General features: G+C 36.0%; 22 protein-coding genes. 20 read left to right on the top strand and 2 right to left on the bottom strand.

What is annotated here, in order from left to right; genetic code table 11:
• Positions 1-36: 36 nt before the first annotated feature.
• The 17 genes from rfbB (at position 37) to EHV10_RS08485 (ending at position 16,882) form a co-directional block, all read left to right on the top strand.
• Complete coding sequence (gene rfbB, locus EHV10_RS08565; protein ID WP_128674291.1) at positions 37-1,059, top strand: dTDP-glucose 4,6-dehydratase; 1,023 nt, start codon at positions 37-39, stop codon at positions 1,057-1,059.
• Positions 1,059-1,919, top strand: a complete 861-nt coding sequence (gene rfbD, locus EHV10_RS08560; RefSeq protein ID WP_128674290.1) for a dTDP-4-dehydrorhamnose reductase — start codon at positions 1,059-1,061, stop codon at positions 1,917-1,919. Before rfbB ends, rfbD begins: the two co-directional genes overlap by 1 nt.
• Entirely contained in the window at positions 1,919-3,265 is a 1,347-nt protein-coding gene (gene glmM / locus EHV10_RS08555) for a phosphoglucosamine mutase (protein ID WP_128674289.1), read from the top strand. Before rfbD ends, glmM begins: the two co-directional genes overlap by 1 nt.
• Positions 3,266-3,328: 63 nt before the next feature.
• Positions 3,329-4,993 (top strand): 2-isopropylmalate synthase, encoded by a 1,665-nt coding sequence (gene leuA / locus EHV10_RS08550; RefSeq protein WP_128674288.1) that lies wholly within the window; start codon positions 3,329-3,331, stop codon positions 4,991-4,993.
• A gap of 79 nt (positions 4,994-5,072) precedes the next feature.
• The gene (locus EHV10_RS08545; protein ID WP_128674287.1) at positions 5,073-6,053 is read left to right on the top strand and encodes a glycosyltransferase family 8 protein; all 981 of its coding nucleotides are present in this window, start codon (positions 5,073-5,075) and stop codon (positions 6,051-6,053) included.
• A 9-nt stretch (positions 6,054-6,062) separates the two neighbouring features.
• Positions 6,063-6,941, top strand: a complete 879-nt coding sequence (locus tag EHV10_RS08540; RefSeq protein WP_128674286.1) for a glycosyltransferase — start codon at positions 6,063-6,065, stop codon at positions 6,939-6,941.
• Positions 6,942-6,949: 8 nt separating this feature from the next.
• Complete coding sequence (locus tag EHV10_RS08535) at positions 6,950-7,930, top strand: glycosyltransferase family 2 protein (protein ID WP_128674285.1); 981 nt, start codon at positions 6,950-6,952, stop codon at positions 7,928-7,930.
• Positions 7,930-9,357, top strand: coding sequence for a lipopolysaccharide biosynthesis protein (locus tag EHV10_RS08530; RefSeq protein ID WP_128674284.1), 1,428 nt, complete (start codon positions 7,930-7,932; stop codon positions 9,355-9,357). The genes EHV10_RS08535 and EHV10_RS08530 overlap by 1 nt, the downstream gene beginning before the upstream one ends.
• Before the next feature lie 2 nt (positions 9,358-9,359).
• Positions 9,360-10,367 carry an ATP-grasp domain-containing protein gene (locus tag EHV10_RS08525; RefSeq protein ID WP_128674283.1) on the top strand — a complete coding sequence of 336 codons (1,008 nt, stop codon included), beginning with the start codon at positions 9,360-9,362 and terminating at the stop codon, positions 10,365-10,367.
• Between the two features lie 13 nt (positions 10,368-10,380).
• Complete coding sequence (locus tag EHV10_RS08520; protein WP_128674282.1) at positions 10,381-11,613, top strand: lipopolysaccharide biosynthesis protein; 1,233 nt, start codon at positions 10,381-10,383, stop codon at positions 11,611-11,613.
• The gene (locus EHV10_RS08515) at positions 11,610-12,545 is read left to right on the top strand and encodes a glycosyltransferase family 2 protein (RefSeq protein WP_128674281.1); all 936 of its coding nucleotides are present in this window, start codon (positions 11,610-11,612) and stop codon (positions 12,543-12,545) included. Before EHV10_RS08520 ends, EHV10_RS08515 begins: the two co-directional genes overlap by 4 nt.
• A 2-nt stretch (positions 12,546-12,547) precedes the next feature.
• Positions 12,548-13,237, top strand: a complete 690-nt coding sequence (locus EHV10_RS08510) for a glycosyltransferase family 2 protein (protein WP_128674280.1) — start codon at positions 12,548-12,550, stop codon at positions 13,235-13,237.
• A 1-nt stretch (position 13,238) separates the two neighbouring features.
• Positions 13,239-13,586, top strand: a complete 348-nt coding sequence (locus EHV10_RS08505; protein WP_128674279.1) for a DUF2304 domain-containing protein — start codon at positions 13,239-13,241, stop codon at positions 13,584-13,586.
• A gap of 180 nt (positions 13,587-13,766) precedes the next feature.
• Positions 13,767-14,033 carry a type II toxin-antitoxin system RelB/DinJ family antitoxin gene (locus tag EHV10_RS08500; protein WP_128674278.1) on the top strand — a complete coding sequence of 89 codons (267 nt, stop codon included), beginning with the start codon at positions 13,767-13,769 and terminating at the stop codon, positions 14,031-14,033.
• A gap of 216 nt (positions 14,034-14,249) precedes the next feature.
• The gene (locus tag EHV10_RS08495) at positions 14,250-15,089 is read left to right on the top strand and encodes an Rpn family recombination-promoting nuclease/putative transposase (RefSeq protein WP_128674277.1); all 840 of its coding nucleotides are present in this window, start codon (positions 14,250-14,252) and stop codon (positions 15,087-15,089) included.
• Positions 15,090-15,454: 365 nt separating this feature from the next.
• Positions 15,455-16,306 carry a hypothetical protein gene (locus tag EHV10_RS08490; protein WP_128674276.1) on the top strand — a complete coding sequence of 284 codons (852 nt, stop codon included), beginning with the start codon at positions 15,455-15,457 and terminating at the stop codon, positions 16,304-16,306.
• A gap of 60 nt (positions 16,307-16,366) precedes the next feature.
• A complete protein-coding gene (locus EHV10_RS08485; protein WP_128674275.1) occupies positions 16,367-16,882 on the top strand; it encodes a hypothetical protein in 516 nt (171 codons plus the stop codon).
• 40 nt (positions 16,883-16,922) lie between these two features.
• Here EHV10_RS08485 and EHV10_RS08480 read toward each other — a convergent pair whose 3' ends face one another.
• Positions 16,923-17,342 carry a putative toxin-antitoxin system toxin component, PIN family gene (locus tag EHV10_RS08480; RefSeq protein ID WP_128674274.1) on the bottom strand — a complete coding sequence of 140 codons (420 nt, stop codon included), beginning with the start codon at positions 17,340-17,342 and terminating at the stop codon, positions 16,923-16,925.
• Positions 17,343-17,344: 2 nt separating this feature from the next.
• Positions 17,345-17,623 carry a type II toxin-antitoxin system RelB/DinJ family antitoxin gene (locus EHV10_RS08475; RefSeq protein ID WP_128674273.1) on the bottom strand — a complete coding sequence of 93 codons (279 nt, stop codon included), beginning with the start codon at positions 17,621-17,623 and terminating at the stop codon, positions 17,345-17,347.
• 229 nt (positions 17,624-17,852) lie between these two features.
• Between EHV10_RS08475 and argC the strand changes: the two genes are divergently transcribed.
• The 3 genes from argC to argJ all read left to right on the top strand — a co-directional run bounded on the left by argC (position 17,853) and on the right by argJ (position 20,643).
• A complete protein-coding gene (gene argC, locus EHV10_RS08470) occupies positions 17,853-18,893 on the top strand; it encodes an N-acetyl-gamma-glutamyl-phosphate reductase (protein ID WP_128674272.1) in 1,041 nt (346 codons plus the stop codon).
• Positions 18,860-19,351 carry a GNAT family N-acetyltransferase gene (locus EHV10_RS08465; RefSeq protein ID WP_128674271.1) on the top strand — a complete coding sequence of 164 codons (492 nt, stop codon included), beginning with the start codon at positions 18,860-18,862 and terminating at the stop codon, positions 19,349-19,351. The genes argC and EHV10_RS08465 overlap by 34 nt, the downstream gene beginning before the upstream one ends.
• 65 nt (positions 19,352-19,416) lie before the next feature.
• Positions 19,417-20,643: a bifunctional ornithine acetyltransferase/N-acetylglutamate synthase gene (gene argJ / locus EHV10_RS08460; RefSeq protein ID WP_128674270.1), complete on the top strand. Its 1,227-nt coding sequence runs from the start codon at positions 19,417-19,419 to the stop codon at positions 20,641-20,643.
• Positions 20,644-20,652 lie beyond the last annotated feature (9 nt).

The following is a 20,652-nucleotide window of genomic DNA, read 5'->3' as shown; positions in this document are numbered from 1 at the left end:
TGTTTGATATAATTAAAACTATAAAAGAGGTTAACTATGAAAATTATTGTTACTGGCGGTGCAGGGTTTATAGGCGGAAATTTTGTTCACTATATGGTAAATCAGTATCCTGAGGATATGATTATAAACCTTGATCTTCTTACATACGCAGGAAATCTGGAGACTTTAAAGCCGGTGGAAAATGCACCGAATTACAAGTTTGTAAAAGGCGATATCGCAGACAGAGAATTTATTTTCAAGCTGTTTGAAGAAGAGAAGCCTGATGTTGTAATCAACTTTGCTGCAGAGAGTCATGTAGACAGATCAATCACAGATCCTGAGAGTTTCGTAAGAACAAATGTTATGGGAACAACAACTTTACTTGATGCCTGCAGAAAGTACGGAATTAAAAGATACCATCAGGTATCAACAGATGAGGTATACGGAGATCTTCCACTTGACAGACCTGATTTATTCTTTACAGAAGAGACACCGCTACATACATCAAGCCCATATTCATCATCAAAGGCAAGTGCGGACCTTTTCGTGCTTGCATACCATAGAACATATGGCCTTCCTGTGACAGTGTCAAGATGTTCAAACAACTACGGACCGTACCACTTCCCTGAGAAGCTTATTCCGCTTATCATAAGCAGAGCACTTAATGATGAAGAACTTCCTGTATACGGAAAAGGTGATAATGTAAGAGACTGGCTCTATGTTACAGACCACTGTAAAGCAATCGATTTGGTAGTAAGAAAAGGTAGAGTCGGTGAAGTTTACAATATCGGCGGACATAATGAGAGAACCAATCTTGAAGTTGTAAAGACAATACTTAAGGCACTTGGTAAGCCTGAGAGTCTTATAAAATTTGTAACAGACAGACCGGGACATGACAGAAGATATGCTATAGATCCGACCAAGATGGAGACTGAGCTTGGATGGAAGCCTGAGTATACATTTGATACAGGTATTGTAAAAACTATTGAATGGTATCTTAACAATAAAGAGTGGTGGGAGCATATCATCAGCGGTGAATACACAAAGTATTTTGAGAATATGTATGGAGAAAGACTTTAATGAGAGTATTGGTAACAGGCGCAAAGGGTCAGCTTGGAAGTGATCTTCTTTGCGAGTTGTCAAATAGAAATATTGATGCAGTGGGTATAGACATTGATGATTTGGATATTACAGATTCTGAGGCGACAAAGGAAGTAATAGAAAAAATCAACGGTGAAAAAAAGCTTGATGCAATCATCCACTGTGCGGCATATACCGCAGTGGATGCGGCAGAAGATAATGAAGCCCTTGTAACTAAGATAAATGCGGAAGGTACAAAAAATATTGCGAAGGTGGCAAAGGAACTTGACCTTTCCATGATGTATATTTCTACAGACTATGTATTTGACGGAGAGGGCGAAAGACCATGGGAACCGGATGATAATAGAGCACCTCTTAATATTTACGGTATGGCAAAATATAAGGGAGAGCTATATGTTGAGGAATTACTTGAGAAATATTTTATAGTAAGAATTTCTTGGGTATTCGGCCTTCATGGAAACAACTTTATAAAAACAATGCTTAGACTTGGAAAGGAAAGAGGAGCTGTAAGTGTGGTAAACGATCAAATCGGCTCACCTACATATACTCCCGATCTTTCAAGACTTTTGGTGGATATGATTTTAACCGATAAATACGGAAGATATCATGCTACTAATGAGGGTCTTTGTTCCTGGTATGAATTTGCCTGTGAGATATTTAAGCAGGCAAACCTTGATGTGGCAGTCACACCTGTGAACTCTGACGCTTTCCCGGTGAAGGCAAAGAGACCTCACAACTCAAGAATGGATAAATCAAAGCTGACAAAGAACGGATTTGAGCTTTTGCCTTCATGGCAGGATGCCCTAAAGAGATACTTGTCAGAACTGGAGAATGGCTAATGGGAAAATATTTCGGTACAGACGGATTTAGAGGAGAAGCAAACATAGACCTTACAGTTGAACATGCATATAAGGTCGGAAGATTTTTGGGAAGCTTCTACTCTAAGGACGGGAAAAAATGCAGAGTTGCTATAGGTAAGGATACAAGAAGATCAAGCTATATGTTTGAATATTCTTTGGTGGCGGGACTTACAGCATCCGGAGCGGACGTATATCTGCTACATGTTACTACAACACCAAGTGTATCCTATGTTGTAAGAAGCGATGATTTTGACTGCGGAATAATGATTTCCGCAAGCCATAATCCATACTATGATAACGGTATAAAGGTAATCAACGGCAAGGGTGAAAAGCTTGAAGAGGAAGTTATAGAAAAAATAGAAAGCTATATCGACGGACCTGCAGATGCTATTCCTTTTGCAATAAAGGAAGATATCGGAAGAACTATAGACTATGCAGCAGGCAGAAACAGATATATCGGCTATCTTATCTCTATAGCTACCAGATCCTTTAAGGGAAAGAAGGTGGCACTGGATCTTGCAAACGGTTCGGCTTCAAGTATTGCAAAGAATGTTTTTGATGCCTTGGGAGCTGATACCTATGTGATTCACAACAATCCTGACGGTATAAATATAAATACCGACTGCGGTTCAACACATATAGAGAGTCTACAAAAATGCGTTTTGGAAAACGGTTGTGATATAGGTTTTGCCTATGACGGAGATGCCGACAGATGTCTTTGTGTTGATGAGAACGGCAATGTGGTGGACGGAGACTTGATCCTTTATATTTGCGGTAAGTATATGAAGGAGAGGGGAGAACTTTTCAACAATACTGTAGTTACAACCGTTATGTCAAACTTCGGATTGTATAAAGCCTTTGAAAGAGAAAATATAAATTTTGAAAAGACTGCTGTAGGTGATAAATATGTATATGAGAATATGCAAAACAACGGTCACTGCCTTGGCGGTGAGCAGTCGGGACATATTATATTTGCAAAACATGCCACAACAGGTGACGGAATACTTACTTCTCTTAAGGTAATGGAGGTGGTGCTTGAAACCAAGCAGACTCTGTCAAAACTTGCAAGTGAAGTGGATATATTCCCACAGGTTCTAAAGAATGTGAGAGTTGTGGATAAGCAAAAAGCCGGAGAAAACAAGGCGGTGCTTGAGGCTGTAGATGCTGTAAGCAAAGCACTTGGAGATGACGGAAGAATACTTCTTCGTCCAAGCGGTACAGAGCCTCTTATCAGAGTAATGGTAGAAGCAAAGAGCATGGAAGAATGCGAAAAATATACAGATGAAGTAATAAAAGTTATGGAAAAAGAAGGACTTTTAATATAGGGGGGACAAAAATTAGAGAATGGGACAAAGCTTAAACTTAGATTAGGAAAGAGGAGAGATTAAATGTATCATATTGAAAGATATAAAAGAAATCCCGTAGTGGATTTCAAAGAGAGAACATGGCCGAATAAGCAAATAGAAAAGGCACCTATATGGTGTTCATCAGATCTAAGAGACGGCAATCAGGCATTGGTCGAGCCGATGGTGGTGGAAGAAAAAATAGAAATGTTTAATCTGCTTGTAAAGTTGGGCTTTAAGGAAATAGAGATAGGTTTCCCGGCGGCATCCCAGATAGAATTTGATTTCCTTCGTCAGCTTGTGGACAGAAAATTGATTCCTGATGATGTAGTGGTACAGATACTTTGCCAGTGTAGAGAGCATCTTATAAAAAGAAGCTTTGAAGCTATAAAGGGAATTAAAAAATGTATAATGCATATCTATAATTCCACTGATACATTACAAAGAGATGTAGTATACGCTCTTGATAGAGAAGGAATAAAAAATATTGCACTTGAAGGTGTGGATCTTGTAAAGAAGTATATGAAAGACCATGACGGTGAAATTATATTGGAATATTCACCTGAGAGCTTTATGGGAACAGAACTTGATTTTGCACTTGATGTATGTGACGCAGTTGTAGATGCATGGGGCGCTACAAAAGATAATAAGATAATAATCAATCTGCCGAACACTGTTGAGATGACAACACCTAATGTATTTGCAGACAGAATAGAGTGGATGGGTACACACCTAAAAAACAGAGAGGCGATTATACTTTCTACACATCCTCATAATGACAGAGGTACAGGTACAGCTGTTGCGGAGCTTGCGCTTTTGGCAGGAGCCGACAGAATGGAGGGTACACTTTTTGGAAACGGTGAGAGAACAGGAAATGTGGATATACTTAATATTGCCTACAATATGTTTTCACAGGGTATTGATCCGAATCTTAATATCAGCAATATTAAAGAAATCATAGATGTATATGAGAGAACCACAAAGATGAGCATTGACCCGAGACATCCATATGCAGGAAAGCTTGTATTTACAGCTTTTTCAGGTTCACATCAGGATGCTATAAATAAGGGTGTTCAGGCGATGAGACAGAGAAACAATCCATACTGGGAGGTTCCTTATCTGCCTATAGACCCTGCAGATATAGGTCGTGAGTATGAGCCGGTAGTAAGAATAAACTCACAGTCCGGAAAGGGCGGAGTTGCATTTGTTATGGATACATTCTACGGCTTCAAACTGCCGAAGGGTATGCACAAGGAATTCGCAGATATTATTCAGAAGATTTCAGAAGCACAGGGTGAAGTTTCACCGGAAGAAATCTACAAGGAATTTGAAAAGAATTACATTGAGAAGAAAGAACCTCTGTATTTTGAAAAATGCATTATTACAGATGCAGATGAGGACGGAGATTTCTCTACATATGTTAAGGTTACATACACATTTAACGGCGAAGAGAAAGTATTTGAGAGTACCGGAAACGGTCCTATCGATGCTGTTAAGAGAGGTCTTGAAAATGTTGTCGGCAAGGGAATTAAGGTTCTTGATTATAATGAGCATGCTCTTACATCAGGTTCAAACGCAAAGGCGGCTTCATATATCCATATGCTTGATGTGGAAAGCGGAAAGACCACTTATGGTGTGGGTATTTCAGGTAATATCACAAGATCATCTATCAGAGCTTTATTCTCTGCAGTAAATAGATTGTTCTATTAAAAGTACTTTTAATTAAAGGAATACATGCGTATTAAAGTGTGTATTCCTTTATGTTCATATAATAATAAATGAGGTAAGTATGAATATAGTTTATATAGCAAATGAGAAATTTGCAGTGCACCTGGGTGTCAGCTTATATTCGCTATATGAGAGAAACAGATACGAAAAAGATATCAGAGTCTTCATCATTTCCACAGGAATTGGTGAGGACTCTTTGGGTAAGTTGAAAAGTATAGCAAAGAAGTTCGGCAGAGATGTAGAAATAATAGAACTGAATGATACATCAAAATATTTTGATACAGGTATACAGGACTCGACATTTGATATCAGTAAGATGGGTAGACTGCTTGTAGGCGAGATTTTGCCGGAAGATGTGGAAAGAGTACTTTATCTGGATTGCGATATGGTTATATTGCATTCTATAAGGAAATTATACAATACAGAGCTTGGAGAAAATATAATAGCTGCAGTGGAAGAGCCTACAGTACTTGAGAGAGTAAGGTATGAAATAGGACTTGACTATGAGGCATCCTATGTAAATGCAGGACTCCTGCTTATAGATTTAAAAAAGTGGAGAGAGAATAATCTCGGTGAAAAGACTATAAGTTACAGCAAAAGTATATGGGATAAAAGTCTTTTCGGTGAGCAGGATGCCATAAACGGTGTACTCAGATGGAAGATAAAGAAGCTTTTACCTAAGTATAATTTCTTTTCAAATTATAAATATTTTTCATACAATTCATTTATTAAAGTTTATGGTGCAAGCCTTTCATACACAAAGAAGGATCTAAAGGAAGCAAAGAGAAGACCGGTGATATTACATTTTGCCGGAGATGAAAGGCCTTGGATTGCAGGGAGTATGAATCCATATAAGAAAGCATATGATTACTTTAAGAAGAAGACTCCTTTTAGAGATGTTCCTATAGAAAAGGGAAAGAATTTGTATATGCTTATATACCATATAATGGATTTGGTTACATTTATTTGTCCTACATTAAGAAAAAGGATATCCGAGTATTACATAGATAAAGCATACAAGAAGCATTCTGAAAGAAAATAAGGAGAGCAAATGAAATTAGCTTTAGTAGTATTAAATTATAATGATGCGGATAATACCTTAAAGGTTCTTGGGAATGTTGCACATTATGATGTATTTGATAAAGTAATTGTGGTAGATAATGCTTCAAATGACGATTCAAGAATCAGATTGAAAAGCTACTGCGAGGATAATGAAAAAATATACTTTGTAGAAAATCATGAAAACAAGGGATATGGTGCCGGAAATAATATCGGTATTTTCGTGGCAAAGAAGCTTGGAATGGATTTGGCTTTGATAGCAAATCCTGATACGGATTTTGAAGAACGAGTGATTAAAGTATTAAAGTCCGCTATGGAAAAAAATGAAAATATCGGCATATGCGCTCCTTTGGTAGAAACAAATGATGTATACGGCAGCAGAGAAAATGTACTTAAAGGTGCGTCATGTTGGCCGATGAGAGATTTTCTTCATTCCTTGGCGGAGAACGGTCCGATATGCAGACGAATATTTACAAAGTCACTTCATTATGACAGGAACTTTTATAATGCAAAGATAAGAAAAGTGGGCGCCGTACTTGGTGCACTCCTTATGGTAAGAGTTGACGCCTTTATAAAGGTCGGCGGTTATGATGAAAAGATGTTTCTATACGGTGAGGAGGATCTGCTTTCAAAAAAGATGGAAGGTATCGGCCTAAAGACTGCTGTTATTACAGGATATAAGTATAAGCATATACATTCCGCGAGCATTAAAAAAAGTTTAAAGAGCCTTTATTCACGCCAGAAAATAAGAGAAGAGTCCACAATGTATTTTTATAAAAATTATCTGAAGATAAATTTACTTCAGCAGATGTTTGCAAAAGTTTTCTTTGCATTTGTAAGACTTGAAGTGATTATTTTCGGGTTACTGTAGGAAAGCTTATGATAGAGATTTTACTTGCGACCTTTAACGGTGAAAGATTTTTGCCTGAGCAGATAGAAAGTATAATAGGTCAAAGCTATACGGACTACAAAATACTTGCAAGTGACGATAATTCAAGCGATTATACTTTTGAAATATTAAGAAGCTATGAGAGTGTATTGGGGGAACAAATAAAGGTCGTTCAGAGCAATACTCACAGCGCAAAGGAAAACTTTTACAATCTGCTTGATATGGCTGATGCCGAATATATTGCACTCTGCGATCAGGATGACTTTTGGCAAAGCGATAGACTCAAAAAAAGCTTGAAGGCTGTACAAAGGCTTGAAAGAAGGTATGGCAAAGAAACGCCGATACTTGTGCATTCGGATTTGGAGATAGTGGATGAAAACTTGAATTCACAAAACAAAAAAATGTCCGAGCTTACAGGTATGAGTGAAGCCATAAAGTATGCAAAAAAGGAGTCAAAATACCTCTATACAATAAGTACCGAAAAAAGTTTTTCAAGATATCTTGTTGAAAACAATATTACAGGAAATACGGTGATTATAAATAAAGCATTGCTTGATATATATAAAAGGCCTGAGGTTTCTTTTATGCACGACTGGTGGCTTGGACTGATCGCTTTTACATTCGGTAAGGTGGGATTTCTTAATGAGTGCCTGGTAAAATATCGTCAACACGAAAGCAATGAACTTGGTGCAAAGAATCCGCTTGAACTTTGTAATATAAAAAAGAGGAACAAACAAAGGATAAGAGAAAATTATGACTGTATGTTTGCACAGGTGGAGGAGTTTTTAAGATTATATAAGGATGAACTTGGAAAAAGCAGGTTGGCCGATACCTATTATGCACACAAATATTTAAATGCCTTTGTAAATATGAAATCTAAAAACAGGATATCAAAGATAAGGGATATCTTGAAATATTCATTTTTTAAAAGTTCAAAAATACTTACAATAGGAGAGATGTTGAATATCTGATGAATAAAAAAAATAAAAGTGAGATTTCCACATCTCTTTTTTGGAAAATACTTGAAAACGGAGGTTCACAGGGAGTCCAATTTATAGTATCTGTGCTCCTTGCAAGGCTTTTAAGTCCGTCAGAATATGGAATAGTTGCAATAGTTTTGATATTTACGACAATAGCAAATGTTTTGGTACAAAACGGTTTTGCTTCAGCACTGATACAAAAGTTTCATGCAGATGATTTGGACTTTTCATCTGTGCTGATTTTTAATGTACTTTTATCGGTGGCGATATATATACTGCTATTTTTGGGCTCTCCCATAATAGCCGGTATCTATAAAAATCCCGAGCTTACCAATATACTTAGAGTTATGGGCATAATAATACTGCCGGGAAGTATTATATCAATAGAAAATTCATATGTTGCCAGAAATATGAAGTTTAAAACACTTTTCATAGCAACATTTCTTTCATCTGTGATTTCAGGCAGCTTGAGTGTAATTATGGCACTTGAGGGAGCCAAGGTCTGGGCCTTGGTTTTTCAGCAGATAGTCTATTATTTTGCGCTTCTTATAATACTCGGTATAGGTATAAAATATTTTCCGGGGCTTAAGTTCAGCTTGGAGAGATTAAAAACCATGTTTGCCTATGGCTCGAAGCTCCTGGCGGCATCACTTATAGATACGATTTTTACAAATATACATGGACTTGTCATAGGTAAGGCATACAGTGAAGATATGCTTGGCTCATTCAACAGAGGTGAGCAATTTCCAAAGCTGGTAGTAAGCAATCTTTCATCAGCTATACAGTCCGTACTTCTTCCCGCCATGTCAAAGAAACAGGAAAGTAAGGAAGATGTAAAATCACTTTTAAAGTCCTCGGTAAGACTTTCCACATTTGTGGTGGCACCTATGATGTGCGGACTGGCGGCAGTCAGTGACAATCTGATACTTTTACTGCTTGGAGAGAAGTGGAGGATTGCAATACCGTTTTTGCAGATGATGTGTTTTTCATATGTGTTTTGGCCGATTCATGTATCAAACCTTGAGGCGTTAAATGCTATGGGCAGAAGCGATATATTCTTAAAGCTTGAGATTATAAAAAAGATTCTTGGAATTGCCATATTGCTGATAGGAATAAGGTATAATGTATTTGTGTTTGTAGGACTTAAGGCCTTTTCAGATTTGATCTGTGCATATATCAATGCAGCACCGAACGAAAGGCTTTTGGGTTACACGCTAAAAGAACAGAGTATGGATGCTTTAAATAACTTCATCCCTGCTATAATTATGGGAATTATTATTTACATTGCAGGTAAGCATATAGGAATCGGTATTTTAAGTCTTTTGATACAGATAGTGCTTGGTGTAATTATTTATATAGAATTGGCTGTAGTTATGAAAAATGAGAACTTTAAGATGATAATGAGTAAGGTGAGATAATAATGAATATACTTTTGACCAGTGTAGGTAGAAGAGCATATATAATCGATTATTTAAGGGATATATATAAGAACCTCGGATTAGAGGGGAAGATAATAGCAACAAATTCGGATATGAATACAACAGCTATGAGTGTATCTGATAAGGCTTTTGAGTCACCGCTTATATATGATGAAGAATATATTCCGTTTCTACTGGAAATATGCAAAAATGAAAAAATAGATATTTTAATTTCACTCTTTGACATTGACCTTATGATACTTGCAAAGAATAAAGCCGAATTTGAGGCTTTGGGTGTAAAGGTCATTGTTTCAAATGAGGATGTTATAAATATTTGTAATGATAAATTTGAAATGCTTAAATATTTTGAGAAGATAAATATGCCTGTGCCGGAGACCTATTTGGATCTTGATAAGGCACTTGAATATGCTGATTTTCATAAAAAAACTTATATTTTAAAACCCAGATGGGGAATGGGCTCTCTAAGCATATTTGAAGCCGAGAATAAAAAAGAACTTGAAGTTCTCTATGAAAAGGCAAAGAGAAGTATTCAAAAATCTTATTTAAGATTTGAGTCAAATGCCGATATGAACAGAGCAATACTTATACAGGAAAAAATCAAAGGAGATGAGTTCGGGCTGGATATTTTCAATGATCTTGAAGGCGAGAACTTAAGTGTTACGGTAAAGAGAAAATATGCAATGAGATCCGGTGAAACCGATATTGCAGAGGTTACCGAAAACAGCGAGCTTAAAGCAGTAGGACTGAAGATAGCAAAAAGCCTTTCTCACATAGGAAATCTTGATATGGATATACTCTTATCAGACGGGAAAGCCTATATAATAGATATGAATGCGAGATTTGGAGGAGGCTATCCTTTTACTCACAATGCCGGTGTAAACGAGCTGGAAGCAATTATAAGACTTTTTGGCGGCATGGAACTTAATGATTTAAGTGTTAAAAAATACGCCTGCTTTGCAAAAGAAATAACCATGGTGGAATTAAAATAGATTTGGATATATTATGGACAGTAAAGAAAGAAGTGCATATTTTTGGAATATGCTGGGAAGCCTTGTATATGCTGTTACAAGTATGCTTCTGGGTGTGGCTGTAACAAAGCTTGCAGGAGCATATGCAGGAGGAATATTTTTCTTCGGATTTTCTACATTGGGCCAACAGCTTTATATAGTCTCATACTTTGGAATGAGACCGATACAGGTTACCGATGTTTCAAATGAATACAGTTTCGGAGATTATCTGAGGCTTAGAGTTATTACCTCGGCTCTGGCTGTTTTAGCAGGTTTTGTATATACGATTATTATGACTAAAGACAGCTATGTCTTTGAAGTATACATGATTTTGTCACTGTATAAGATTTTAGACGGATTTTGTGATATATTTGAGTCTGAAATGCAAAGACAGGACAGGCTTGATATGACAGGAAAGGCAACGCTTTTCAGAACAATATTTTGTGTAGGCATATTCCTCGCTACACTTGGAGTTACAAAGGATTTAAAATTAAGTTCTTTGGCACTTTTGCCAAGTATAGTGATAGCCGCAATAATATTTGATATACTGCCTTTAAGAAGATTAGGCCCTGATAAAGTTGTAAAAAAGAATTCTTATATAAGCTTAATAAATAAGAGCAAATGGCTTTTTTTAGGAGCTTTTATAGATCTTTATATCTTCGCCGCCGCAAAGTACGCTGTAAATTACAGACTCGGAGAGGAGCTAAACGGCTACTTCAGTATAATATTTATCCCGACATCCATTATAAATCTGATGGCAGGTTTTATAATAAGGCCGATACTTACAAAACTTTCATTGCTGTATAAGACAGGTAACAGAAAAAAGTTTATTTCGACCATATCAAAGATTGCGGTATTTATATTTGTAGCAACTTTATTTGGAATGGGAACGGCATATACTTTGGGAATTCCTGTTTTGAAACTTGCACTTGGAAGTGTAGGAAATGCAATAGAGCCTTACAAACCGGCCTTGGTTTTGGTAATACTTGGCGGCGGACTTTATGCAATAGTAAATCTCGGATATTACTGTTTGGTTATCTTTGAAATGACAGGAGTTATATTTTCAATATATGCTGTAGGGGCAGTGTTTGCATACTTTATCAGTGATTTTATGGTAAAGAGTTTCGGAATGAACGGAGCGGCTTTTGCATATATGATAACAATGCTGTTACTTTCAATATCATTCCTTGTTGCAGTGATTTTCGGACTCAGAAAGGTTAAAAAATGAATTTAGTAGATGTAATAATACCTACATACAAACCTGACAATAAATTTTTGGTATCAATAAAAAGACTTCTGGCTCAGACAGTGGCGCCGGGTAAGATTATTATTATAAATACAGATAAAAATATATGGGATAAGACCGGGATAGAAGAGAAATTAAAAGAGCTTTTTGAAGAAAGCAATACCGAACTTATATTGGAGCATATAGAAAAGCAGGATTTTGACCATGGTGCTACCAGAAACTTCGGAGTATCAAAGTCAAAGGCTGAGTATTTTGTTTGCATGACTCAGGATGCGGTCTGTTTTGATAAGAAGACTATTGAATATTTGCTTAGAGGTATGGATAAGTCTATAAAGATGACTTATGCAAGACAGGTACCGGATAAAATTGCAAATAAAATCGAGAAATTTACAAGAGAATTTAATTATCCTGCAGAGTCAATTATAAAGTCATTTAATGAAAGACAGACGCTTGGAATTAAGACATATTTTGCTTCAAATGTCTGTGCGGCATATGAAAGAGAAACTTTTGATGCTTTGGGAAGATTTGACACCGGACAGATTTTGAATGAAGATATGCTTTTTGCCTACAAGCTTATAGAAAACGGATATTTTATAAAATATGAAGCATGGGCAAAGGTAATACATTCTCACAACTACAGCGGAGCTGCGCAGTTTAAAAGAAATTTTGATATCGGAGTATCGCAGGCAAGCAATTCTGATATCTTTAAGAATATAAAAAGTGAGAACGAAGGCAAAAAAATGGTATTAAAAACCATGGAGCACCTTCTTTCCACACATTCATATATCAGTGCAATCAGGCTTATATATATAAGTGCCTGTAAATATGCGGGATTTTTGGCAGGAAAAAATTATAAAAAACTGCCGAAGAGTATTGTTAGAGCCTTTAGTATGAACAGAGAGTTTTGGAGATAGATATGGCTGATACATTGGTAATAATACCGGCGTTTAATGAAGAAAAGAATATTGCAAATGTAATAGAGCGACTTACAAATACATTAAATGATGTGGACTATGTAATTGTAAATGACGGCTCCATTGACTCTACATCCAAAATCTGCAGAGAAAGAGGATTTAACATTATAGATTTGCCGGTAAACTTGGGCCTTGCAGGTGCTTTTCAAACCGGTATGAAATATGCCCACAAGCATGGCTATAAATACGCTGTGCAATTTGACGGTGACGGACAGCACAGACCCGAATACATTCCTGAAATGAGGAAAAAATGTGAGGAATGTGATATAGTCATCATTTCAAGGTTTGTCACCAAGAAAAAGCCGTTCACTCCGAGAATGCTCGGTTCCAGACTTATTGCTCTTGCAATAAAATTAAGTACAGGTGCTACTATCCATGATCCTACCTCAGGTATGAGAATGTATAATGAAAAACTGATTGCTGAGTTTGCGCTTAGACTTAACTATGCACCGGAGCCGGACACAATATCCTATCTGATAAAGCAAGGCGTGAAAGTATGTGAGATACAGGGTGAGATGGATGAAAGAGTGGCCGGAATAAGTTATCTTACTCCTATAAATGCCGCCAAATATATGTTTAGAATGCTTTGCTCCATTATATTTATTCAAAGTTTTAGAGAGAAGAAGAAATAATATGACTGCTATACTAAGAATAGGTTTGATTTTGATATCAATAATGTCATTTTTTGTCATTATAAGAAAAATAAGAAAATCAAAGATAAGAATTGAAGACGGACTGTTTTGGGTGGTTTTTGCCATCGTACTTATAATTTTTGCCATATTCCCAAGAATAATTTATTTTATATCAGATCTTGTAGGTGCCAAATCCCCTGCAAACATCGTATATCTGATAATAATAGGCATGCTCCTTATCAAGCTTTTCTTTATGAGTATACATATGTCACTTCTTGAAAATAAGATAGTGAATCTTGCTCAGGAGATGGCGCTGAAGGAGAAAGAGGATAGGGACAAGATGGAATAAGAATCGAAATTTAAAATATCGAAACTTTCATGGTACGTTGGTGGAAGTGAAAAAGGATAATAAAAAAGCCTCAGGGATACCGGGGCTTTTTATTGCAATAGGATACCGGGGCTTTTTATTGCAATGCACTTGTAATATACATATCTTTTGCTATACTTATGTTAGATAGGAGGTGCGGAAATGGCAAAGGGAAATCTTACATTAAGGATGGACAGTGAGTTGAAAGTACAAGCATTGGAACCGTTTAAGGCATTGGGATTGGATTTGAGTACCGCAACAGGAATTTTTTACAGACAGGCTCTTAGATGTCATGGCCTACCATTTGAGGTGAAAATAGATGAGCCGAACGAAACCACATATAAAGCTATGGAGTCTGCAAAAAATAATGAAGACATATACGGCCCATTTGATAGTGTAAAAGATTTGATGAGAGCGTTAGATGCTTAAGCTATGGATGATGAATTGATACTAAGACTTATCAGAACAGGTGGCCATAGTGATTTATTTTAATTTTCAACCCGAGGAAACTCGGGATTTTTTATTGATTTAATCAAAATCATTGATTATAATAATTAAAAATACAAATTCATTATATCTAATAATTTTGTATCTACATTTCTTATATTTTCTAATTTTAAAAAGTTCTATTTATAAGGGAGGTTTATGTCTGACAGGTCTATACAAAAATTCAAAGAATACATACAAAAGTTAAATCCAATTGATGACATTATATTTAGAAAAATGGCAGAGAATAAGGAGTTTTGTGAAGAAATATTAAGAACATTTTTGCAAGATTATCAGCTGAAGGTCTTAAATAATAAGTCACAATATGCTATAACTAATATAGAAAGACGCTCCGTTATACTTGATGCATATTGTGAGTTAAGAGACGGAAGGCGAGTGAATATTGAGGTTCAAAATGCTGACAATGTAAATCATCAAAAAAGAGTGAGATATTACAGTAGTGTATTGACTACAAGCTTGATGAAAAAAGGCGAAAGCTTTGATAATGTGCCGGAAGTATGTATGATATATATTTGCAATTTTGATATATTCAAAGAAAATAAGAGCTCATATTTAATAAAAAGGGTGATAGACGGAAGTAATACGGAAGTTGACAATGGGCTTAAAGAAATATATATCAGTGCCAATATAAATGACGGTACCATATTATCTGAACTAATGGGAGTTTTTACAAAAGATGATTGTTACAGTGACAATTTTCCTGTAACATCTAAAATGAAATATGATTTTAAGTATGTTAAGGAGGGTAATAAGATGACGGATGCGATGAAAGAGTTATATGACATATTTAAAGAGGACATTGATCAGGAAGTATTAGAAAAATCTAAAAATAAGTGGATAAAAGAGGGCAGAAAAGAAGGTGTAATAAATACATTACTTATGCTTGTAAAAGATGGAATAATTTCAGTAGAAGATGCTGCAAAAAGAGCAAACCTAAGCGTAAGTAAGTTCCAGAAATATTTAAATGAAAAGATGTAAATGACTTGGTATGACTTAAAATAATTAGGACACTGTAAAGGGTGTCCTTTTTGTATGTCTTTAATTGGATTGATACGATGTACTATAAAGAGGGTAATAAGGAGATTTATGTCTGAGAGGTCTATACAAAAACACTTAATCTTAAGTCTATTAAAAAGTTTATAATAGTGCAACTAAAAATCTATACAACATTGACTTTTTATTACAAAAATATTAAGATTAAATTATACAAGTATTTATCACAACGCAAAAAAAATTGTTAGAAGTGTAAATATATAGATATAAGAGGTGATAGATTATGAAGGTTTGAGAGTGATGTTTTTGTATTGATGTGAATTTGTTTTTGTTTATAATGAGGTGATAGTATGAAAAAATTATATATTGGTTTAATGGCTGCATTGCTTACATTTACAAGTATAGCTAATGTGTTTGCGTATTCAAACAAAAGATTTGTAGGACTTTTATGTGAAAATAATGAGGGCTGTGTTTATAAGAAAGACAATGGTGAGTATGCAAGAAATGAATGGGTTAATGTGAACTATGAGGGAAGATCACTTTGGTATTACATAGCTGATAATACTCATCCTATAAGTGCAACTATAAGTCCTGATGGCTATAAAATAAATCTTGCAGGTCATTGGATTGATGAAAGAGATTTGAACAATTTTTATGGTGATTTCTATGATTATGATATGTTGCGTATGTTTGATATAGTTGCAATGGTATTCAATTATAAATATAATTCTCAAAAGACTTTGAAGATGAATGTAAAAAGAGAGAATTTCACTTCAGAAGATAAAGCATTTTTGACATATGCATATATCTACCAACACGGAGATTATAGGCTTACAAATGTAAATAAGGGATACGAGCCTTATAAAGTAGCCGGTAAGGAAAATATAATGGCTATTATGAAAGACCTTACAGGCTCAAGTAATGAAAGTGATATACAGGCATTTGCAAAGTATGCAACTATAAAAGAGAATAAATACTGGGTAATGGCAAGTGGAGACTTTGGAGATGCAGGTATGGCATATCTGTCAGAAAATGATTTGCAACTAAGTATTGAAGGCAATAGAGTGAAGATTACAGGTGATGTGCTTCTTTATAAAGAGGGATTGGGATATATTCCGGCAAGAAAGTTCAATGCCTACTTTACAATAAGTGATAGTCCTGACTTGGATTTTGTGATGTTTGATGAGCTTTTGATTCAGTAATATATAATAAGAGAAGAGGGCTCATATCCTGTAAATGAGTGGGTTTGGATTGATGGAAACTTGGACGGATATGCAGAGTGCTATCGCTTTGACGAGAATGGAAATTGCTATATAAATACAACTACTCCAGATGGCTACACCGTTGATCAAAATTGTGCTTGGACAGTAAACGGAGCAGTACAAAGATGTATAAGTGTTACAGGAAATCTTGGATATTACGATAAAAGAACAGGCTTGGCACAATATTATAATCAACAATCAGGAAGAATAATACTTAGTATGTACCCTGATAATATAAACTTTGCAATACTAACTTTGAATAATCCAAGGCAGATGGTAGTAACAGATTGTGTTACTTTAGAAGATAGAAGAGTTACTACAGTGTCAAGAATACATTTTCGTAATGCATCAGAAAATACACCGGATGGAAGTTTTGTTTCTTGGAGAGGGTATGAAGGTAAAAATGTAACTATTGCGTTTGTTGGAGGAGAACCGGAGCTGTATAGTACAGAAGGTGGAGAGCCACTGGATGCAGTAGGATATATGGGAGTTAATGTAAAAATCTATACTAACTAATATATTTGGGTCTGTCATGAAATGACAGGCCCATATGTTTTTAATAATCGTCTTCATTTAAAATAATATCAAGCATTTGCCTTGGAGTTACAATAAATGTCTCAATTGGAAAATGTTTTATATTTCCTGTCACAAGCCAAGTTTGAGTTGATTCTCTCTGTTCCATAACAACTTCGTAAAAAACAACATCTTTAGGATCAGGTAATTCAATATCCACATGAGTCCCATTAATATACAGTCCTCTTTGCTTAAATTCGTTTATGATATCATCTACAATATCAGTTGTTAAATGAAATTTTGGACGCAATAAAACATTTCTATATTCTGATTCGATTTCTTTATTTAATACAGGTATGATTTTACCATTGAAGGCAAACTCAATGATACTTCCAGGAATAGAATTATATTTTAATACTGCAGAGACAAGAACATTAGTATCAATAACCACGAAATACTTCATAATTATTTTCTTGCCTCTGCTATTTCTGCATTTATCTCATCCTGTGACATATCGGAAATATTATATTCCTCTGCAATCTTGCTTGCTTTTTTTAAAGCACTGATTCCGGGAGTATCAGTGCTGTCAAGCTTCATACTAAACGGAATACCCTGTTCCTGATTGAGTCTTGACATACACATTTTAAGATATGCCGGAAGTGAGAGCCCGAGTTTATCAAGAATTTGCATGGACTTAATTTTTTCAGTTTCTTCTGTTCTAAATTGGATAAGTGTACTTGCCATATTTAATGCCTCCGAATATAAATATCATTACATTTTTAGTATAATACTGCTGTAATCAAATGTAAATATTTGATTACATAAAGCTGAGTATCAGCACGTCAAACTACCGGACTCTTTTATTTGCCCAAAATTTTTATGCACAAAACCTTGATTTTATTCATAAAAAGTGTATAATTATGAAACTATAAAAGTAATTATAAAATAGCAGGAAGGGAAATGAGGTGTTTTTATGATAAAGGCGAGTATTGTGGGAGCTACGGGATATGCAGGAGCTGAGCTTGTAAGACTGTTATTGCAAAGAGAAGATGTAAAAATAGTGGGATACGGTTCAAAGAGCTTTGCAGGTGAGAGCTATTCCGGTATTTTTAGAAGTATGTATAAATATGCAGATGATGTCTGTGAAAACGACAATGTTTCGGAACTGTCAAAGAAAGCGGACATTATATTTACGGCCACACCTCAAGGCTTTCTGGCTGAGAATATAAATGATGAAGTACTTGCAAATGCCAAGGTAATAGACCTTTCGGCGGACTTCAGAATAAAGGATGTGGATGTATATGAAAAGTGGTATAAGCTTGAGCACAAGTCTAAGGGGCTTATAAAAGAGGCGGTATACGGATTGCCTGAGCTTTACCGTGAAGAGATAAAGAAAGCAAGACTGGTTGCAAATCCGGGATGTTACCCTACTTGCTCAATACTTTCATTGCAACCGCTTTTAAAGCATAAGCTGATAGATGAAAAAAGTATCATAATAGATGCAAAGTCGGGAATCTCAGGTGCAGGAAGAAGTGGCAAGGTTGACAATCTTTTTTGTGAAGTAAATGAAAATATGAAGGCTTATGGAATAGGCAGTCACAGACATACCCCTGAGATAGAAGCTCAGCTTTCAAAGGCGGCAGGAGAGGATATTGTAATAAGTTTTACACCTCATCTGGTTCCGATGATGAGAGGAATTTTGGTGACTGCATATGCTTCACTAAAGGCAGGTACCACCGAAGAGGATATAAAAAATGCCTACGAGAGTGAGTATGCAAATGAGAAGTTTATAAGACTGCTTAGAAAAAATGAGAATGCGGAAACAAGATTTGTTAAGGGAAGCAATTTTGTAGATATAGGCTATGTAATAGATAATAGGACAAACAGGATAGTAGTGACCGGTGCGATTGACAACCTGATAAAGGGAGCGGCAGGTCAGGCCATACAGAATATGAATTTAATGTTTGGGATAGATGAAGAATGTGGATTAAAAAGTTTACCGATGTCAATATGATAAGAAAAGATACAGAAATAAGGACAATGACAATAGAGGACTACACTGAGGTAATGTCTCTTTGGCAAAGTATAAAGGGTTTTAGGATCAGGGCGGTTGATGATGATTTTGAACATATAAAAAGATTTCTTGAAAGAAATATCGGGCTTAGTGTTGTGGCTGTAAAAGATAACAAAATAGTAGGAACCATACTTTCAGGTCATGACGGCAGACAGGCGACATTTTATCATGTATGTGTGGATTCACAGTACAGAGGTGAGAATATAGCGGCAAAGATGGTAAAGGAAGCTATAGAAAGGGTAAATGCCGAAGGAATAAGTAAGATAACTCTTATAGCATTCAAGCAAAATCTTGCAGGAAATATTTTTTGGAAGAGTCAAAACTGGAAGCAAAATAAGGATATAAACAGCTATGAGCTTGTACTGAATGAGGAAAATATATCAAGTATAGTAGCATAATCGGCGATACAGCCTAGGAGATTTATATAAAGAGTATAAATCATAACAATATATAAGGAGAAAGTATGAAGATAATAAATGGCGGAATATGTGCACCGAAGGGATTTTTGGCAAGTGCAATCGAGGCGAATATAAAATATAAAAACAGAACCGATATGGCCATGATTTTTTCCAAAGTCCCTGCAATATCTGCAGGAGTCTATACCACAAATCTTGTAAAGGCTGCACCTGTACTTTGGGACAGAAAAATAACGGACAGTGAAACTGTTGTAAATGCAATAGTTATAAATTCAGGTATTGCAAATGCCTGTACCAAGGATGAGGGCATGGAGTACTGTAAACAGAGTGCAAAAAAAGCGGCTGACAAGCTGGGAGTGGAAGAAGATTCGATACTTTTGGCATCCACAGGTGTTATAGGTATGCAGCTTCCTATAGACAAGATTTGTGCCGGAATAGAATCGCTTTCAGACTCTTTAGAGCAGGGTGAGAAAGCTGCCAATGAAGCAGCTAAAGCTATAATGACTACTGATACAGTCTCAAAGGAAGTTGCAATAGAGTTTGAAATATCAAAAAAGACGGTAAAGATGGGAGCTATGTGTAAGGGCTCGGGTATGATACATCCGAATATGTGCACAATGCTTGGATTTATCACAACAGATGTGAACATCTCAAAGGAGCTTTTGTTAAAGGCGCTCAGAGATGATGTGGTGGATACTTTCAATATGGTAAGTGTGGACGGTGATACATCTACAAACGATTCTCTTATAATACTTGCAAACGGTTTAGCTGAAAATGAAAAAATAGTTGATGAAAACAGTGAAGACTACAAAGTATTTAAAAGCAATTTAAATTTTGTTACAACCACTCTTTCAAAGATGATTGCAGGAGACGGCGAGGGAGCAACTGCACTTTTTGAAGTCGTGGTGGAGGGTGCAAAGACTAAGGAGACTGCAAGAACCTTGGCAAAATCTGTAGTTACCTCATCACTTACAAAGGCTGCCATATTCGGACATGATGCCAACTGGGGAAGAATACTTTGTGCGCTTGGCTACAGTGGTGAAAAGTTTGATCCCGACAATATGGAGCTTTACTTTGAGAGTGAAAACGGAAAGATTCTGATATATAAGGACGGTGTATCTGTAGGATTTGATGAGGAAAAAGCTACCAAAATCTTATCCGCAAAGGAAGTAAGAGCTTTGGTAAAGTTAAATATGGGAGATTTTTGTGCAACGGCATGGGGATGTGATTTGACATTTGACTATGTAAAAATAAATGCGGACTACAGAAGCTAGAGAGGTGTG

The organism is Lachnoanaerobaculum gingivalis (assembly GCF_003862475.1).
GTDB lineage: Bacteria > Bacillota > Clostridia > Lachnospirales > Lachnospiraceae > Lachnoanaerobaculum > Lachnoanaerobaculum gingivalis.
The sequence above is the reverse complement of the archived record's forward strand: the minus strand, read 5'-3'. Positions and strand labels throughout refer to the sequence as shown.

What these genes read in the sequence shown, in the direction of transcription:
- leuA (WP_128674288.1), top strand. Translation starts at nt 3,329, where the DNA reads ATGTATCATATTGAAAGATATAAAAGAAATCCCGTAGTGGATTTCAAA.
- EHV10_RS08515 (WP_128674281.1), top strand. Translation starts at nt 11,610, where the DNA reads ATGAATTTAGTAGATGTAATAATACCTACATACAAACCTGACAATAAA.
- glmM (WP_128674289.1), top strand. Translation starts at nt 1,919, where the DNA reads ATGGGAAAATATTTCGGTACAGACGGATTTAGAGGAGAAGCAAACATA.
- EHV10_RS08495 (WP_128674277.1), top strand. Translation starts at nt 14,250, where the DNA reads ATGTCTGACAGGTCTATACAAAAATTCAAAGAATACATACAAAAGTTA.
- EHV10_RS08480 (WP_128674274.1), bottom strand. Translation starts at nt 17,342, where the DNA reads ATGAAGTATTTCGTGGTTATTGATACTAATGTTCTTGTCTCTGCAGTA.
- argJ (WP_128674270.1), top strand. Translation starts at nt 19,417, where the DNA reads ATGAAGATAATAAATGGCGGAATATGTGCACCGAAGGGATTTTTGGCA.
- EHV10_RS08475 (WP_128674273.1), bottom strand. Translation starts at nt 17,623, where the DNA reads ATGGCAAGTACACTTATCCAATTTAGAACAGAAGAAACTGAAAAAATT.
- EHV10_RS08545 (WP_128674287.1), top strand. Translation starts at nt 5,073, where the DNA reads ATGAATATAGTTTATATAGCAAATGAGAAATTTGCAGTGCACCTGGGT.
- rfbB (WP_128674291.1), top strand. Translation starts at nt 37, where the DNA reads ATGAAAATTATTGTTACTGGCGGTGCAGGGTTTATAGGCGGAAATTTT.
- EHV10_RS08535 (WP_128674285.1), top strand. Translation starts at nt 6,950, where the DNA reads ATGATAGAGATTTTACTTGCGACCTTTAACGGTGAAAGATTTTTGCCT.
- EHV10_RS08465 (WP_128674271.1), top strand. Translation starts at nt 18,860, where the DNA reads ATGTGGATTAAAAAGTTTACCGATGTCAATATGATAAGAAAAGATACA.
- EHV10_RS08505 (WP_128674279.1), top strand. Translation starts at nt 13,239, where the DNA reads ATGACTGCTATACTAAGAATAGGTTTGATTTTGATATCAATAATGTCA.
- EHV10_RS08490 (WP_128674276.1), top strand. Translation starts at nt 15,455, where the DNA reads ATGAAAAAATTATATATTGGTTTAATGGCTGCATTGCTTACATTTACA.
- EHV10_RS08520 (WP_128674282.1), top strand. Translation starts at nt 10,381, where the DNA reads ATGGACAGTAAAGAAAGAAGTGCATATTTTTGGAATATGCTGGGAAGC.
- EHV10_RS08540 (WP_128674286.1), top strand. Translation starts at nt 6,063, where the DNA reads ATGAAATTAGCTTTAGTAGTATTAAATTATAATGATGCGGATAATACC.
- rfbD (WP_128674290.1), top strand. Translation starts at nt 1,059, where the DNA reads ATGAGAGTATTGGTAACAGGCGCAAAGGGTCAGCTTGGAAGTGATCTT.
- EHV10_RS08500 (WP_128674278.1), top strand. Translation starts at nt 13,767, where the DNA reads ATGGCAAAGGGAAATCTTACATTAAGGATGGACAGTGAGTTGAAAGTA.
- EHV10_RS08510 (WP_128674280.1), top strand. Translation starts at nt 12,548, where the DNA reads ATGGCTGATACATTGGTAATAATACCGGCGTTTAATGAAGAAAAGAAT.
- argC (WP_128674272.1), top strand. Translation starts at nt 17,853, where the DNA reads ATGATAAAGGCGAGTATTGTGGGAGCTACGGGATATGCAGGAGCTGAG.
- EHV10_RS08530 (WP_128674284.1), top strand. Translation starts at nt 7,930, where the DNA reads ATGAATAAAAAAAATAAAAGTGAGATTTCCACATCTCTTTTTTGGAAA.
- EHV10_RS08525 (WP_128674283.1), top strand. Translation starts at nt 9,360, where the DNA reads ATGAATATACTTTTGACCAGTGTAGGTAGAAGAGCATATATAATCGAT.